Annotated in this window: 12 protein-coding genes; 8 read left to right on the forward strand and 4 right to left on the reverse strand. The window is 45.0% G+C overall.

The features are described from left to right. The first annotated feature begins 74 nt into the window (after positions 1–74). Genes lipA through M3085_RS02970 form a run of 3 tightly spaced genes read left to right on the forward strand, consistent with a single transcriptional unit; the run spans position 75 to position 2,458 of the window. Positions 75–923, forward strand: coding sequence for a lipoyl synthase (gene lipA, locus M3085_RS02960; protein WP_249052243.1), 849 nt, complete (start codon positions 75–77; stop codon positions 921–923). Between the two features lie 49 nt (positions 924–972). Continuing rightward, positions 973–1,959: a hypothetical protein gene (locus M3085_RS02965; protein WP_249052244.1), complete on the forward strand. Its 987-nt coding sequence runs from the start codon at positions 973–975 to the stop codon at positions 1,957–1,959. Between the two features lie 13 nt (positions 1,960–1,972). Further along, positions 1,973–2,458 carry a GNAT family N-acetyltransferase gene (locus M3085_RS02970; protein WP_249052245.1) on the forward strand — a complete coding sequence of 162 codons (486 nt, stop codon included), beginning with the start codon at positions 1,973–1,975 and terminating at the stop codon, positions 2,456–2,458. A 7-nt stretch (positions 2,459–2,465) separates the two neighbouring features. Here the strand turns inward: M3085_RS02970 and M3085_RS02975 are convergent, their stop codons facing one another. Continuing rightward, the gene (locus M3085_RS02975; protein ID WP_249052246.1) at positions 2,466–3,170 is read right to left on the reverse strand and encodes an SAM-dependent methyltransferase; all 705 of its coding nucleotides are present in this window, start codon (positions 3,168–3,170) and stop codon (positions 2,466–2,468) included. 88 nt (positions 3,171–3,258) lie between these two features. Further along, positions 3,259–4,116: an enoyl-ACP reductase gene (locus M3085_RS02980; protein ID WP_178256549.1), complete on the reverse strand. Its 858-nt coding sequence runs from the start codon at positions 4,114–4,116 to the stop codon at positions 3,259–3,261. 446 nt (positions 4,117–4,562) lie between these two features. Between M3085_RS02980 and M3085_RS02985 the strand changes: the two genes are divergently transcribed. Beyond that, positions 4,563–6,206, forward strand: a complete 1,644-nt coding sequence (locus tag M3085_RS02985; protein ID WP_191710348.1) for a fumarate hydratase — start codon at positions 4,563–4,565, stop codon at positions 6,204–6,206. A 259-nt stretch (positions 6,207–6,465) separates the two neighbouring features. Then, positions 6,466–6,903 (forward strand): hypothetical protein, encoded by a 438-nt coding sequence (locus tag M3085_RS02990; protein ID WP_249052247.1) that lies wholly within the window; start codon positions 6,466–6,468, stop codon positions 6,901–6,903. 145 nt (positions 6,904–7,048) lie between these two features. Here the strand turns inward: M3085_RS02990 and M3085_RS02995 are convergent, their stop codons facing one another. Together M3085_RS02995 and M3085_RS03000 are read right to left on the reverse strand one after the other, a co-directional pair. Further along, positions 7,049–8,434: a PTS galactitol transporter subunit IIC gene (locus tag M3085_RS02995; protein ID WP_178256546.1), complete on the reverse strand. Its 1,386-nt coding sequence runs from the start codon at positions 8,432–8,434 to the stop codon at positions 7,049–7,051. A gap of 31 nt (positions 8,435–8,465) precedes the next feature. Continuing rightward, a complete protein-coding gene (locus tag M3085_RS03000) occupies positions 8,466–9,260 on the reverse strand; it encodes a gluconate 5-dehydrogenase (RefSeq protein WP_178256545.1) in 795 nt (264 codons plus the stop codon). Between the two features lie 376 nt (positions 9,261–9,636). Between M3085_RS03000 and M3085_RS03005 the strand changes: the two genes are divergently transcribed. From M3085_RS03005 to M3085_RS03015, 3 genes are read left to right on the forward strand one after another with little or no spacing between them, the layout of a single operon-like run. Further along, positions 9,637–13,716 (forward strand): two-component regulator propeller domain-containing protein, encoded by a 4,080-nt coding sequence (locus M3085_RS03005; protein ID WP_410554126.1) that lies wholly within the window; start codon positions 9,637–9,639, stop codon positions 13,714–13,716. Beyond that, positions 13,691–14,848 carry a glycerate kinase gene (locus M3085_RS03010; RefSeq protein ID WP_249052277.1) on the forward strand — a complete coding sequence of 386 codons (1,158 nt, stop codon included), beginning with the start codon at positions 13,691–13,693 and terminating at the stop codon, positions 14,846–14,848. The genes M3085_RS03005 and M3085_RS03010 overlap by 26 nt, the downstream gene beginning before the upstream one ends. Positions 14,849–14,864: 16 nt before the next feature. After that, positions 14,865–16,409 carry a Gfo/Idh/MocA family protein gene (locus tag M3085_RS03015; protein WP_178256544.1) on the forward strand — a complete coding sequence of 515 codons (1,545 nt, stop codon included), beginning with the start codon at positions 14,865–14,867 and terminating at the stop codon, positions 16,407–16,409. The last annotated feature ends 100 nt before the right edge of the window (positions 16,410–16,509 follow it).

Below are 16,509 nucleotides of genomic sequence, written 5' to 3' on the forward strand. Positions count from 1 at the left end.
ACGTAGTAATACAGCCTCGTTGTTAATCATTCATTATTAATTATTAACTCATTATCCACATTTAACTCTTTTACATGGAACACGTTAAGAAACCCGACTGGCTGAAAATAAGCATCGGAACAAATGCACGCTATACCGAAACGAAACGCATTGTCGATACGCATAAACTACACACCATCTGCAGCAGCGGACGCTGCCCGAACCTCGGTGAATGCTGGGGAAAGGGTACGGCTACTTTCATGATAGGTGGAGCCATCTGCACCCGTTCTTGTAAATTTTGTAATACGCAGACAGGCAAACCCTTACCGCTCGACCCGGAAGAGCCGATGCGTGTAGCCGAATCCATCCGGCTGATGAAGCTGAACCATGCAGTCATCACCTCGGTAGACCGCGATGATTTGCCCGACTTGGGAGCATCTCATTGGGCAAAGACGCTCACCACCATCCGAAAAGTCAATCCCGACATTACGCTCGAAGCCCTTATCCCCGACTTTCAAGGCAGGCAAGAGTTGATAGCCCAAGTGACAGATACACGCCCCGAAATCCTCTCACACAACATGGAAAGCGTACGCCGCCTTACTCCCTTAGTGCGCAGCGTAGCCCGTTACGACAACAGTCTGGCAGTTATCCGTCAGATTGCGGAAAGCGGAGTAACAGCCAAATCGGGCATCATGGTAGGACTGGGCGAAACGCCTGACGAGGTAGAAGAAACAATGGACGACCTGATAGCCAACGGATGTAAAATCCTGACCATCGGACAATACTTGCAACCCACCCGCAAGCATTATCCGGTACACGAGTACGTAACCCCCGAACAATTTGCACGTTATCGGGAAATCGGCGAGAAGAAAGGTTTTGCAAAAGTAGAAAGCGGTCCGCTGGTACGTTCGTCTTATCATGCAGAAAAACATCTGTTGAAGTAAACATTTTTGCCCGTGCGCTTGTTATCTATTTTCAAAAAGTCCCCGGCTCATGAAAGCAATCTTGAGATATAAAGACAAAGTCGCATCGTTAGGTTTACTGCCTACCATTATCACCTTGTGCGGATTATATTTTTTCCCTACAACTTTGATGTTAGGTTTCGGATTGGCCATCAGTATCGTAGCCTTATGGTATAACATCGTAAAACTTAAAACCCTTAATTTCTTTTTGCTGCAAGGCATCATAGGAATCGGACTTTGCTACATCCTCCGCCTGCTTACGGGATATGATTACCTGCCTCCCAAAAGCATTACTCCCACGCTGGACTTCATGCTGCTTATCGGGGCTTTCATCCACATTACCGCGCCTGAAATCTATCAAAGCATCCTGAAAAAGTTACACCTGAACGCCTGTGTAACGTTCACGCTCGAAGCCAAAATCATAGTCGTACTGTCTACCCTTCACTTACTGTGCTTGATTATACTAAACTACTGGAGTCCTTCGCTCTCACCCAGAAGTTATTTTCTCATAGCCTACCTCCCGCCCCCGTTTATCTATTTGTTATGCCTGATAGTAAACAGCATCGGCATTCATTTTGCAGCCAAAGAAAACGCCTTCCGGCAGAATCTTCTGCGCATCGCCCCAATATGTAACAAAAAGATTTATCTCATCCAAGACAAGACAAGCGTATGGGATTTGCCCATTGAAATGTTATTCGACGGTTCTCTCCGCAAAGCAGAAAAATATGCTACACGCTTAGCTTACAAACACTTTGCACCCGCACAGCCAGAGAAGCCTATATTCCCCAGACTGATACTAAAATACCAGACTATACTGAGGTGTTCGTATGTAAAGAATATTCAGCTATACATTTTCCCGCTGCGACAAGAAAAAGAAATATGTTTACCAAACGGACGTTTCTTCTCTTTCGAAGACATCTTTAACACTCCCGAAGCCTTCAGCCAAAGGTTGCGGAAAGAAGCAGAAGCCCTGCAAATGGCGGCTGAGGTTTGGAAGGAATTTGAATCAAACTCATAAAAAAAGAAGCAACATGATACGAAACGTCAAGCCTGAAGATATTCCGGCTATCACAAACATCTATAACACGTACATAACCAACACTTGCATAACTTTCGAAACCGAACCCGTCAGCGAAAAAGAAATGGAACGGCGCATGAGAAGTTTCACGGACAAGAACTATCCTTACTTGGTTTACGAAAAAGACGGAAAAGTTATAGGATACTGTTACGCCCACGCTTGGAAAGAAAAACAGGCTTACAGCCACACCGCCGAAACAACCATTTATCTGCATCCCGACTATACGGGAAAGGGCATGGGAAGCCTGCTGATGAAAGAACTAATCACCATTTGCCGCAACGCAAAACTACATACCCTGATAGCCTGCATCACTGTACCGAACGAAGCAAGCGTGCGCTTGCACGAATCTTTGGGCTTCCGGCAGGTTTCACGCTTCAATGAAGTAGGCAGGAAATTTGGCAAATGGTTGGATGTGTACGACTTTCAACTCCTTTTATAAACCCGAACTACTTATACAATAAAAAGATACAGGGGATTTTATTCAAATCGGGCAGTTTACCTTTCCATTCTTTGACCGATTTCGTACGGATATATTCTCCGTCACACGTCAGATTGGCAGCAATACAAAGTTTCGTTTGCGGACGGCAGGTACGGAGTATTTCTTCCGCCATTTTATTGTTCCGGTAAGGAGTCTCGATGAAAAGCTGAGTCTGGCTCTCGGTATAGATGCGCGACTCCAACTCCTTCAAGCGCTTGGTGCGTTCGCCCGGTTCTATCGGCAGATAACCATGAAAAGCAAAACTTTGACCGTTAAATCCCGACCCCATAACAGACAGAAGGATAGACGAAGGGCCTACCAAAGGAACCACGCGCAGATTCTTTCTCTGAGCTATCGCTACCACGTCGGCACCCGGATCGGCAACAGCCGGACAGCCTGCCTCCGAAATCACCCCCATCGGCGCTCCCTCTTCCAGAGGTTTCAAATAACCGGATACTTCTTCCGCCGAAGTATGCTTGTTCAACGGATAAAAAGTCAGTTCGTCGATATTGATTTCCGCATCGACTTTTTTCAGGAACCGTCGTGCCGAACGGACATCTTCTACTATGAAATGTTTGATACCCCGGATTACTTCACGGTTATACGTCGGCAACACCTTGTCGACCGGAGTATCGCCTAACGTTACAGGCAATAAATATAAAGCTGCATCCATCGTTATTATAACTGAAAAAACACGGACTTACACGAGTATTCGCTATCAAACCGTGTAAGTCCGTGTATTGATATTAAGATTACACTAATCATCCGTAGATGATGTTTCCATTTTCGTCTTTGTATTCGTCAAGTCCTTTTTCATAAGTAGCCATCGCACGCAAGCTCATTCCCACGCTTGAGAAACCTCCATCGTGGAACAGGTTCTGCATGGTTACTTTACGGGTCAGGTCAGAGAACATCACGATGCAATAGTCAGCACATTCGTCTGCCGACGCATTTCCCAGCGGAGACATGCGGTTAGCAAAATCAAACAGCTTATCCATTCCTTTCACTCCCGAACCGGCAGTAGTCATCGTAGGCGACTGAGAAATCGTATTGATACGTACGTTATGCTCGCGTCCGTAAATATAACCAAAGCTACGGGCGATTGATTCCAACAGCGCTTTGGCATCCGCCATGTCATTATAACCGTAAAAAGTACGCTGGGCAGCCACATAGCTCAAAGCCAGAATCGAACCGTAATCATTGATAGCATTCAACTTTTTAGCAGACTGAATCATTTTATGGAATGAAACAGCCGATATATCTAACGTTTTCTCCAGCATATCATAATCAAGGTCATCATACGTACGCTTCTTGCGAACGTTCGGCGACATACCAATAGAATGCAGCACGAAGTCAATCTTTCCGCCCAATACCTCCATCGAACGTTTGAACACATTTTCCAAGTCCTCTACGCTGGTTGCGTCTGCCGGAATAATCTCACAGTTCAGTTTCTCTGCCAAAGCAGAAACTTCACCCATACGTACTGCTACGGGAGTGTTCGACAAAGTGATTACAGCACCTTCTTCTACTGCTCTTTCAGCTACTTTCCACGCAATGGATTGTTCGTTCAAAGCACCGAAAATAACCCCTCTTTTTCCTTTCAGTAAATTATAACTCATACTTTATTTATTATAAATTCGGGCACAAAGATACGAACTTATTTACAGACTGCCGCTTAAATTCCATACTAAATCCATATCTTACTGAAAATAAGCGGATATTAAGTTTATTCAGACACGTTTTTTCCCGTGAGAACACAAGCAGAAATCTTCAGCCGGAACCTCCTCCGAACGCTACCGTTAGTGTTACCTGTTTCATGCGGTAGTGTTTACTGTTTCTACCCATAGCGTTGACCGGTTCTACCCATAGCATTTTTCAGGTGTCAAAACATGCCAAAACAACGCTTACAGCCCGTACACGATATGCCGGCAAAAAAAGATGGCATGACACAGAAGCATGTTTTTTTGTTGGGAACAAGGCAAAACTTTTCACCTTGATTAAGGAAAAATTTCAATAATACTTTGTACCTTTGCTCCATAATGACTAACATTTTAATTTTTTGATTATGGCAACACCCGAATTCAAGTATCAGCCGATGTTCGAAAAAGGAAAAGATACGACTGAATACTATCTGCTTACCAAAGATTATGTATCAGTAAGCGAGTTTGAAGGAAAACCTATCCTGAAAATCGAAAAGGAAGGTTTGACAGCTATGGCAAACGCTGCATTCCGTGATGTTTCATTCATGCTGCGCCGCTCTCACAACGAGCAAGTGGCAAAGATTTTGAACGACCCAGAAGCAAGCGACAACGATAAATACGTAGCTCTTACGTTCCTGCGCAATGCAGAGGTAGCTGCCAAAGGCGTTTTGCCGTTCTGCCAAGATACGGGTACGGCAATTATCCACGGAGAAAAAGGACAGCAAGTATGGACCGGCTACTGTGATGAAGAAGCTCTTTCATTAGGAGTTTACAAAACTTATACCGAAGAAAACCTGCGTTACTCACAGAATGCTCCGCTCAGCATGTACGAAGAAGTAAACACCCGCTGCAACCTTCCGGCTCAAATCGACATCGAAGCTACCGAAGGCATGGAGTATGAATTCCTTTGCGTGACCAAAGGTGGAGGTTCTGCCAACAAGACTTATTTGTATCAAGAAACAAAAGCTATCCTGAACCCGGCTACACTGGTTCCGTTCTTGGTTGAAAAAATGAAGACGTTGGGTACTGCGGCTTGTCCTCCTTACCACATCGCATTCGTTATCGGCGGAACGTCTGCCGAAAAGAACCTGCTGACGGTTAAGCTGGCTTCTACTCACTTCTATGATAATCTGCCTACTACGGGTAACGAATACGGACGTGCGTTCCGCGACATCGAACTGGAAAAACAAGTTCTGGACGAGGCTCACCGCATCGGTTTGGGCGCACAGTTCGGCGGAAAATATTATGCACACGATGTACGCATCATCCGTTTGCCCCGCCACGGCGCTTCTTGTCCGGTAGGTTTGGGCGTATCTTGCTCTGCCGACCGCAATATCAAGTGTAAGATTAACAAAGACGGTATCTGGATTGAAAAACTTGATTCAAATCCGGGCGAACTGATTCCGGAAGCATTGCGTCAGGCTGGCGAAGGCAATGCCGTGAAGATTGACCTGAACCGCCCGATGCCGGAAATCCTTGCCGAACTCGACAAGTATCCGGTTGCTACACGCCTGTCATTAAACGGTACTATCATCGTGGGCCGAGACATCGCTCATGCAAAACTGAAAGAACGCCTTGACCGTGGTGAAGACCTTCCGCAATACATCAAAGATCATCCTATCTATTACGCCGGACCGGCTAAAACTCCGCAGGGCATGGCGTGTGGTTCTATGGGACCGACCACGGCAGGACGTATGGACCCGTATGTAGACTTGTTCCAAAGCCACGGCGGAAGCATGATTATGTTGGCTAAAGGTAACCGAAGCCAAGCCGTTACCGACGCTTGTAAGAAACATGGCGGTTTCTACCTCGGTTCAATCGGTGGTCCGGCTGCTATCTTGGCTCAAAACAACATCAAGAGCATCGAATGTGTGGAATATCCGGAACTGGGAATGGAAGCCATCTGGAAAATTGAAGTTGAAGATTTCCCGGCATTCATCCTTGTTGATAACAAAGGCAATGATTTCTTTAAACAAATCAAACCCCGCTGCACCGGAAACTGCAAATAAATAAAAGTCAAGTTCTGATATTGGCAAAGCATGGATTACACGGATAATATTCGCTGTATTCCATGCTTTTTTCGTACGTCAAAAGCAAAACAAAAAGGTCACTTCTTTTCCATATTTTGTATTAAATCATCTATTTTACTTCAAAATAAATAATAATTCATATTTATTTTTGCTCATTTAAATAATAATTCATACATTTAGGCACGAGGTGTATAAAGCAATTCCTCTACCCTTATTACTAATCTTTAAATCAAGCGCCATGAAAGTCTTAATTATTGGTTTGGAACGTACCGGAAAAGTATTCTCTACCGAACGTTTGTTTCGTAAGAAACTGAATGAAGCTAAAGTGACCGGTGTCGAGATAACCACGGCAGAAATGTCGGAATTAGGTTCACCGGGTGAGAGAAAGCTGGAGAAGAGTTTAAAAGAAATTTTGCACAAAGGAGTGGATTGTATCGTAGTTATGGAACAGTGGCAAAAAGAATTGCTTACACGATTTATGGAATACAAAACTTGGAGCAAGATTTATTTATTTGCAGACATCTGTAAAAAGAAAATCTCGTCTGCACTACCTTCTTGCGACGTGGACTTCCGCTATCGAAACGAAAGTGAGAAAATAAATGACGGATGTGGAAACTTAGTGGAAAGCATGAAAACATACAAGAAAGGAGACCACTCTGTGAGATTGGCTTTCTGATGCAACGTAAGAGGATTTACATCGCTTTTACAGATAGAGCAAGGCACGGACAATACTTCGCTGCATGGTAGAAAAAGGAAAGAAAAACCATGCAAGAAGCACTGTTCGTGCCTGCTTTTTTTAACACACACGCATCTTTGATTGTTTACTTTTTCTCGCTTTCTTTGATAATCCGCCTGCGGTTGAAAACAGCCAATCCCAAAGTCAAAGCCACCAAAACAATCGAACCGATGACCTTTAAGTTATATATTGCATGAAAAATAATCCACGAAAAGAGGCTTGAGGCAAAATCCAGTGAACCGCCCTGAAAGCCATCGGGAATTTTTACGGCAGCATCTCCGGTCTTTGCATACACATCTTGGGCTGCCTGAGTAAAGAACGGGGCCAAGTCTGTTACGAAATACAAACCCACGATTAATGCCACCAAACCGATTAAAAAGGTTTTCAACACATTTCCTTTTGTTATCGGAAGCACGGCAGGAAAGAGATAAAACATCCCTGCCAGCGATGCCAATGGAAGAAACTGGTTTCCCGGAAGCACAACGGACAGGAAAAGCGTAACCGGAATAAGCAGCAAAGAAACCACCAACGTGGTGGGATGACCGATAACCAGTGCCGGGCTCATGCCGATATTCAAGCCTACGTTACTCTTAAACTTACGGGCTATCAATTCTCGCGTAGCGTCCGAGATAGGACGAAGTCCTTCTATAAACAATGCCGTTATGCGAGGTATAAGTTCCATCACTGCTCCCATCTTGATACCCAATCCGAGGATGGAAGGAATGCCGTCGACCAATTCTTTTCCGTCTTTACATGCCAAAGCACCGATTCCGCATCCTACTACGACGCCTAAAAACAGCGGTTCGCCCATTATGCCAAATTTACGCTTCATGCCTTCGGCATCGATATTCAGCTTGTCGAAACCGGGAATCTTATCCAGCATCTTGTTTATAAGAACTGCAAAAGGTACAAATCCCTGACAAAAAGGCTGTGGAATGGATATCCCTTCCATCTTGTCGTAATAGGTTTGAAACTGCTTACACGTTAAGTCTGCCATTATCAGGGTCAGGATGTAACAGATTACGGCAGCGAAGAATCCCCACCAGATATTATCCGTGGCAAAGTAAATCACCGCACCGATAAAAGCGAAATGCCAATAGTTCCAAAGGTCGATGTTTACAGTCTTGGTAGTCTTCGTAAACAGCATAAGTATATTTACCGCCAAACAAACAGGAATGATAAACGCTCCTACCGAAGTATTATAGGCTACGGAAGCAGCAGCAGGCCATCCCATGTCGAAAATACCGAGACTTAACCCGTAAATTTCGGTTACGCGCTTTAAAGGGTCTCCCAAACTGCCGGTAAGCAGCGCTGTTACAACAGACAGTCCGACAAACCCTACCCCGACAAGCAAACCGCTTTTAAGTGCCTTACCGAACCGGATGCCGATACACACGCCCAGTACGGTAAAAATAATCGGCATCATGACCGCCGCACCCAGTCCGATAATATAACTGAAAACTTGTTCCATAAACAAAGCTCTTGATTATTCGGAGAACCGACTATTTAGGTTGTTTGCCGATATAAGCAAGGATGCCGCCATCTACATACAATACATGTCCGTTTACAAAATTAGAAGCATCCGACGCAAGAAATACAGCCGGCCCCATCAAGTCTTCGGGTGTTCCCCAACGCGCTGCCGGAGTTTTAGCCACGATGAACGCATCGAAGGGATGACGTGAGCCGTCTGCCTGCCGTTCGCGCAGAGGTGCTGTCTGCGGAGTAGCAATATACCCCGGCCCGATGCCGTTACACTGGATGTTGTATTCTCCGTATTCGGATGCGATATTGCGGGTAAGCATTTTCAATCCGCCTTTGGCAGCCGCATACGCCGATACGGTTTCGCGTCCCAGCTCGCTCATCATCGAACAGATATTAATGATTTTTCCATGTCCTTTTTTTATCATGCCCGGAATAACGGCTTTCGATACGATGAAAGGAGCATTCAGGTCGACATCGACTACCTGACGAAATTCGGCAGCAGACATTTCACACATCGGGATGCGCTTGATGATGCCGGCGTTATTTACCAAGATATCGATAACACCTACCTCTTTTTCTACCTGAGCGATAAAAGCATTTACCGCTGCTTCGTCGGTCACATCACATACATATCCGTGAGCTTCTATACCTTTTTCTTTATAAGAAGCCAGACCTTTGTCTACCAGTTCTTGCTTAATGTCGTTGAAAACAATGGTTGCGCCTGCTTGGGCAAAAGCGGTAGCAATCGCAAAGCCGATACCGTAAGAAGCTCCCGTTACGAGAGCAACCTTACCTTCAAGTGAAAAGTTTACCATAGCATTTAATCTTATTTACAAAAAAATATTCGAATGTCAGAGACAAGCCTTCTTAAAGCTTGTCATACAAAATTACGCGATAATCACCAAAGTTATGTACCAAAAAATAAGCAAAAGCAGTAGGAATTTTAAGCATAAATTACATGACGAGAACGCTATGGGATAAGTTGCCTTACGCTTGCGGTAGAAAGGAGGAACGCTATGGGAAGGACTTGAGGTTTCTACCCATAGAAAAAAAACAGGGCTTACAGGTAGTTCTGAAGGGGATGTGACAATGATTTTTGCCTACTATCCGTAATTTTCGAGACAAAACAACAAAAAACTCCCGATTTTATCGTACTTTTGTTTCGTTGTAAACTTTGTACTAAAAAACATGATGAAAAACCTTCTCTTTGTTATCTTAATTTGGATGTTGGCAAGCCATTGCCGTGCCGTCTCTACCGGACCCGAATATACGTTTAAACGTATCGAGGTTACAGACGGACTCACGAGCAATTATGTTATCGACATCGAGCAAGACGGACTGGGGTATGTATGGATAGCAACCGAATCGGGGCTGAACCGATTCGACGGAAGGAACATCACGATTTACAACACCCGGAATTCTGATTTGAAAAGCAATGAGCTGACCTCCATCCTCAGTTGCAACGAAAATCATACGCTATGGATAGGAACCAAACGGGACGGCATTTTCGTATTCGACTGTCTGGCGCAACAATTCATTGCACACTATACTACTAAATCGGGGCTGCTTTCCGATGAAATAGCCCATCTGAGCCGGGCATCCGACGGCGGTGTCTGGATTACTCACCGTTACAGGGGGATAGACCATTATATCCTTTCTTCTCAAACATTCACCCATTATGAAGCCGGCATCATCAAAGGGCTTAAAGAAGGATTCTTCTGTACATGCGACGACGGAAAAGGAAATCTTTTTGTCGGGTATTCAGACCACGGGATGGCTATCATCGATATAAAGAAGAAAACCTGCCGAAACTTTTCCCATGACGCTAAAGAGGCTGAAAGCATACCGGGAAACAGTGTGCAGTGTATTTACACGGATAAGGATGGAAACGTATGGGTAGGAACCGACCGCGGACTTGCTCTGTTTACCCAGCCCAAAGAAAAGTTCATCAACTTCCGGCATGATGCCGACAACCCCAATTCGATTTTATCCGACAGGGTATCCGACATCGGTCAAAGCACCGACGGACGCCTCTGGGTATGTACGCACATGGGGGGAGTCAGCATTTTAGACATGCAAGAAAATGTTTTTACTTCGCGTGAAAACATCCAATTCCATAACATCAAAGTGACCAACGATACACACGGAGTTTCTTCGCCCAACGCAAGCTGTTTCTTACAAGACTCGTTCGGCAATATATGGATAGGAAACTACCGCGGAGGGGCAGACTTTTTAAGCTATGCTCAGCCTGCTTTCCGTACACTGGAGTATATTACGCTGAAGGACGGGAAATTACGCAACAAGCAAGTGTGGGGAATAGCCGTTGACAATGAAGGACAAATCTGGCTGGGAGGCGAAAATGAAGTGGCTGTGTTTCAGAACAGCAAATTGAAAAAAATCATCTCATTAAACAAACAGACCAATTCCAACACCCATGTATCTACTATATATAAGGATAAAAGCAATACATTATGGTTTGGCTTGTACCGCGACGGGGTTCTAACCTGCAATCCGTCTACGCAAACCGTAACCCGTGTTCCGCTGGACGAAACAGACGTGGAAGCCTGCTGCTTTTACGAGCAGGGAGAAAGCATCTGGATAGGTACACAAAACGGTATATTCACCGTACGAAACGGGAAAGCACGAAAAGAAGATAAAATCAATGCCTTGTTGAAATCGCAGATGGTTCACGGACTGTTATTCGACCAAGCCGGCAGACTCTGGGTAGGAACATTCGGCAAGGGCATCCAAGTTATAAATACGGAACAAACCACGCTGTTACATCACATCGATACCCGGAACGGATTAAGCTCGGACGCTGTAAACGGACTCTTTCAAGACAGTAAAGGCGGAATTTGGGCTGCTACGCGAAACGGGGTTTCGTATATTGCCGACCCTCTGCACCCTGAAAATATAAAGACGTATGCCGACAATGAGAAAACGGCAAACCCCAACGTGCGTGCCATTACCGAAGACCTACGGGGTGAAATATGGATCAGTACCAACGGTGGAATCGCGCATTGGAACAGTTCTGAACAGCGCTTCTATAATTATACATACCGTCAGAATGTTCCTGTGGGCGACTTCATGGATGGTTCGGTATGTAAAGACTCGGAAGGTAACTTATATTTCGGTTCACAAAACGGAGTATGCTGGTTTAACCCTGCCAATGTAGCAGAATCGACAACCGACATTCCGGTGCAAATCACTGAAATAAAAAGTTACGGGACGCAATCGGATAATGAAAACAAAGAAAAAATCGTTCCGCTTACAGACAAAAAAATAACCCTCTCATACGATTGGAATACGTTTCGCATCATATTCAACGTACTTGACTATACACAAAGTATGCAGGCGGAATATGCTTATACCATGCAAGGATTAGGAAACACTTGGTTTGAAACCCACGAAGAAAATCAGGTTACGTTCCGAAACCTTCCACCGGGGGAATATGTGTTTAAGGTAAAAGCCAAACTCAACAACCAGCCGTGGGGAGAAAAGTTTACCTCTGTAAAAATAGTCATAACTCCTCCTCTTTATCTGACATGGTATGCCAAACTCGGATATTTCCTTATTTGCATAGGAATTATAGTTCTTATATTCCGTTTTTACCGGCGTAAACTTACGTTGGAAAACCGGCTTAACTTAGAACATCACCGCCACGAAAGCGAACAAAAACTGAATAACGAGCGATTGCGCTTTTATACGAATATTACTCATGAACTGCGTACGCCGCTAACGCTTATTCTCGGTCCGCTGGAAGATTTGCAGGCAGACAAAACGCTCTCGCCTAAACAGGCTAATAAAATCGGTATCATACGCGACAGTGCAACCCGCCTGCTTAATCTGATAAACCAGATTCTGGAATTCAGAAAGACGGAAACGGAAAACCGGAAGCTGAAGGTCGGACGGGAAAATGTAGCAAACTTAATACAAGAAATAGGTATTAAGTATAAAGAACTAAACCGTAATCCGGAAGTAACCATCAACATCCGTACCAACGCAGAAAATCAGGTTATTTACTGCGACCGTGAGATTCTGACTGTGATACTCGACAATCTCATGTCGAACGCTTTGAAGTATACTCCGAAAGGAAGTATTACCCTTTCGCTGTCTGCTGCCGAAGAAAACGGAAACCGCTATACGCTGTTTTCAGTAGAAGACACAGGACATGGCATTGATGCAGAATCGTTAAATCATATATTCGAACGGTACTATCAGGGAAGCGGCAAGTATCAAGTCTCCGGCTCCGGAATCGGACTGGCTTTGGTAAAATCGCTTACCGACCTTCACGAAGGCTTTATAGAAGTAGAAAGCGAACCCGACAAAGGAAGCAAGTTTACCCTGAAGATATTAACGGATAATACTTATCCGAATGCCGAACACCGTTCGACAATCCAAACCGAAACGGCAGAACAGGATGCCGATGCCACGACAGAAAAAGAAGAGAATCGTTCCATCATCCTTGTGGTGGAAGACAACCACGATATACGTGAATACATTCGCAGTTCGTTCGAAAACACGTATGAGGTATTAACAGCCAACAACGGACAGGAGGGATGGGAGTTGGCTCAAAACCGTATCCCCAACATCATTATCAGCGACATCATGATGCCTGTAATGGATGGAATCGAATTATGTAAACACATCAAGGAAGACATACGCACCAGCCATATACCGGTTATTCTGCTCACAGCAAAAGATACGCTGAACGATAAAGAAGAAGGTTATGCAGCCGGGGCAGACTCGTTTATAACCAAGCCGTTCAGTGCCCGCCTCCTGAACAGCCGCATCAATAACATTCTGGAAAACCGTCGGAAAATAGCAGGACTAATAACTTCTACTCCTGTGACAGAAACCGAACGCAAGAATGTGGAAAACGAGCGTCGCACACTGAGCAAACTTGACCAAGAGTTTTTGGATAAAGTAACCAACATCATTGAAGAGAATCTAAGTCTGGAAAAAATTGACGTAGGTTTCATTGCCGATAAAATGTGTATGAGCCACTCTACGCTTTACCGTAAGATAAAAGGACTGACAAATATCTCGGCAAACGAATTTGTACGCAAAATAAAAATGAGAAGAAGCATCGAATTATTGGATAGCGGAGAGTATACCATTACCGAGGTGTCAGACCAAACCGGTTTTGCTACCGTTGCTTATTTCCGTCAGTGCTTTAAAGATGAATTCGGAATGACTCCGACTGATTATATGAAACGACCTAAAACACAACAGCCCAAGCATGATAAAGAAAACAGTTCTCGCCATTGATTCATTCAAAGGTTGTTTATCCTCTGAAGAGGTAGAAAACTGTGCTGCTGAAGAAATCCGCAGACTGTTTCCTACGTGCCAAACCGTTTGCTTGCCGGTAGCAGACGGAGGGGAAGGTATACTCGATACTTTGGTACATATTACCAACGGAAAATTCATTTATACCGAAGTTCATGACCCGCTGATGCGTTTGCAAACCGTCCGATACGGAATATTGGGAGACACGCAAACTGTTGTCATCGAAATGGCTGAAGCGAGTGGGCTTCCTTTATTAACTCCGGAAGAACGTAACCCGATGAAAACAACTTCTTTCGGAACAGGAGAACTGATACGAGATGCTTTGAAACGTGGCTACCGGAAATTCCTGATCGGGATAGGAGGCAGCGCAACAAACGATGGCGGACTCGGAATGTTGCAAGCCCTCGGAGCCAAATTATATGACGCAAACGGAATTGAATTAAGACAGGGAGGTGAAGCCGTATGCAGCACTGCCCGCATTGATATAAGCAGGTTGGATAAAGCCATTTCAGAAGCAAACTTCACCGTGGCTTGCGATGTCCGTAATCCTTTTTGCGGGAAAGAAGGGGCAACGCATGTTTTTGCTCCTCAAAAAGGGGCAACTACATCACAAGTAACCGCTTTAGAGGAAGGAATGAAACGCTTGTCTGAAATCATACGCCAAACCACAGGAAAAAGCATAGCTTCCTTACCCGGCTCAGGAGCTGCCGGAGGAATGGGCGGAGCTTTATACGCTTTCTTTGATGCGAAATTGGTTCCGGGAGCCGATCTGTTATTGGATGCCATTCATTTTGACCAACAAATAAAAGATGCAGACATGGTAATCACGGGAGAAGGAAAAGCCGACTCTCAAACGCTTATGGGGAAAATAGCAGAAAGAGTGCTGAATCGTACACTTCCGCTTGGCATCCCTACGGTATTGATTGCCGGACGCATTGATAACGAAACGGAATTACGTCGTGCCGGATTTGACACTTTGGTTCCTATTACTCCGAAAGGCATGGAACTGGAAAAGGCTGTCTGCCCTGACACCGCACGGAAAAATATCCGAAAAGCTATAAATACATTTTTCACGAATACCTTAAACAATCTGAATCAACCAATTTTATATTAATCAAACATCAAAAAAAATGAAGACACTAACCAAATTCTTTTTAGGAGCCTGCGTCTTGGCTTCGGTTTCCTGCGCGCAAGTACAGGAGGAACAACTTGTCTCGACCTACGGTACACCGTACCATTGGGAGAAAGGTACTATTGTAGTCGATACTCCGGAACGTCCGGAAGGTCAGCAATCGGTATTGGGACTTACCGCCCCGAAAATGGAAGTCGTTCGAGTAGGCTTTGTAGGCTTGGGTATGAGAGGCCCCGGTGCCGTAGAACGTTTTACGTACATTCCGGGTACACACATCGTTGCGCTTTGCGACCATGAAAAAGACCGTGCTGAAAACTGCCAGAAATACTTGCAGAAAGCAGGGTTGCCCAAAGCTGCTATCTACGATGGAGCTGAAGGCTACAAAGCGCTTTGCGAACGCGATGATATCGACTTGGTATACATTGCCGCCGACTGGATTCACCACTTCCCCATTGCCAAATATGCATTGGAACACGGAAAACATGTGGCTATCGAGGTTCCGTCGGCTATGAACTTGCAGCAATGCTGGGAGCTTATCGACCTCAGCGAAAAGACTCGCAAGCATTGTATGATTCTGGAAAACTGCTGCTACGACTGGTTTGAAATGAATACGCTGAACATGGCACAGCAGGGAGTATTCGGCGAGGTTATCCGCGCACAAGGTGCATACATCCATAATTTGGATGACTTCTGGGATTATTACTGGAAGGATGGAGAACAAGACAAATTGGGATGGCGCTTGCGTTACAACATGGAGCATCGCGGCGATGTATACGCCACTCACGGCTTAGGCCCGGTAGCTCAAGCTCTGAATATCCACCGCGGCGACCGCATGACCACACTGGTAGCTATGGATACCAAATCTGTTCATGGAAAGGAACTGGTAGAAAAAGCAACAGGAGAACCTTGCGACACTTTCAGAAACGGCGACCACACCACTACGTTAATCCGTACTCAGCTGGGTAAGGTTATCGAAATCCAACACAATGTTATGAACCCGCAGCCTTACAACCGTTTGTACCAACTGACCGGAACAAAAGGTTTTGCAAACAAATATCCGATTGAAGGATATGCGTTAAGCTCTGAACAGTTGCAAGAGTCTGGTGTAGAACCTAAGGTAGACGACTTGAGTTCACATTCTTTCTTACCGCAAGAAGAGAAAATACAGTTGGAAAAACAATACCAGCATCCTATCCTGAAAAAATACGGCGAAATGGCTAAAGAGGTAGGCGGACACGGAGGTATGGACTTTATCATGGACGCTCGTTTGGTTTACTGTCTGCAAAACGGACTTCCGCTGGATATGGATGTATACGATTTGGCTGAATGGTGTAGCTTGGCTGAATTAGGAAGTATCTCAATGGATAACGGATGCGCTCCGATTGCCTTCCCCGACTTTACTCGCGGTCACTGGAACGACGTGAAAGGTTACAAACATGCTTTCGCTACTCCGGAAGAAGAGGCTGAAACGATGAAGAAAGCCGAAGCTGCTACGCTGAAACTGAAAGAGCAGGGAGCTAAAGACTGGGGCACTGACAAATAAAATCATAACCACTCCCTAACGAAGAGAGGCGACCGATGCGCAATGCTATCAGCCGCCTCTCTTTATATTTAATAATGTAATCTTTCGTCCGAATTACAAG

Source organism: Bacteroides caecicola (assembly GCF_023337095.1).
GTDB lineage: Bacteria > Bacteroidota > Bacteroidia > Bacteroidales > Bacteroidaceae > Phocaeicola > Phocaeicola gallinarum.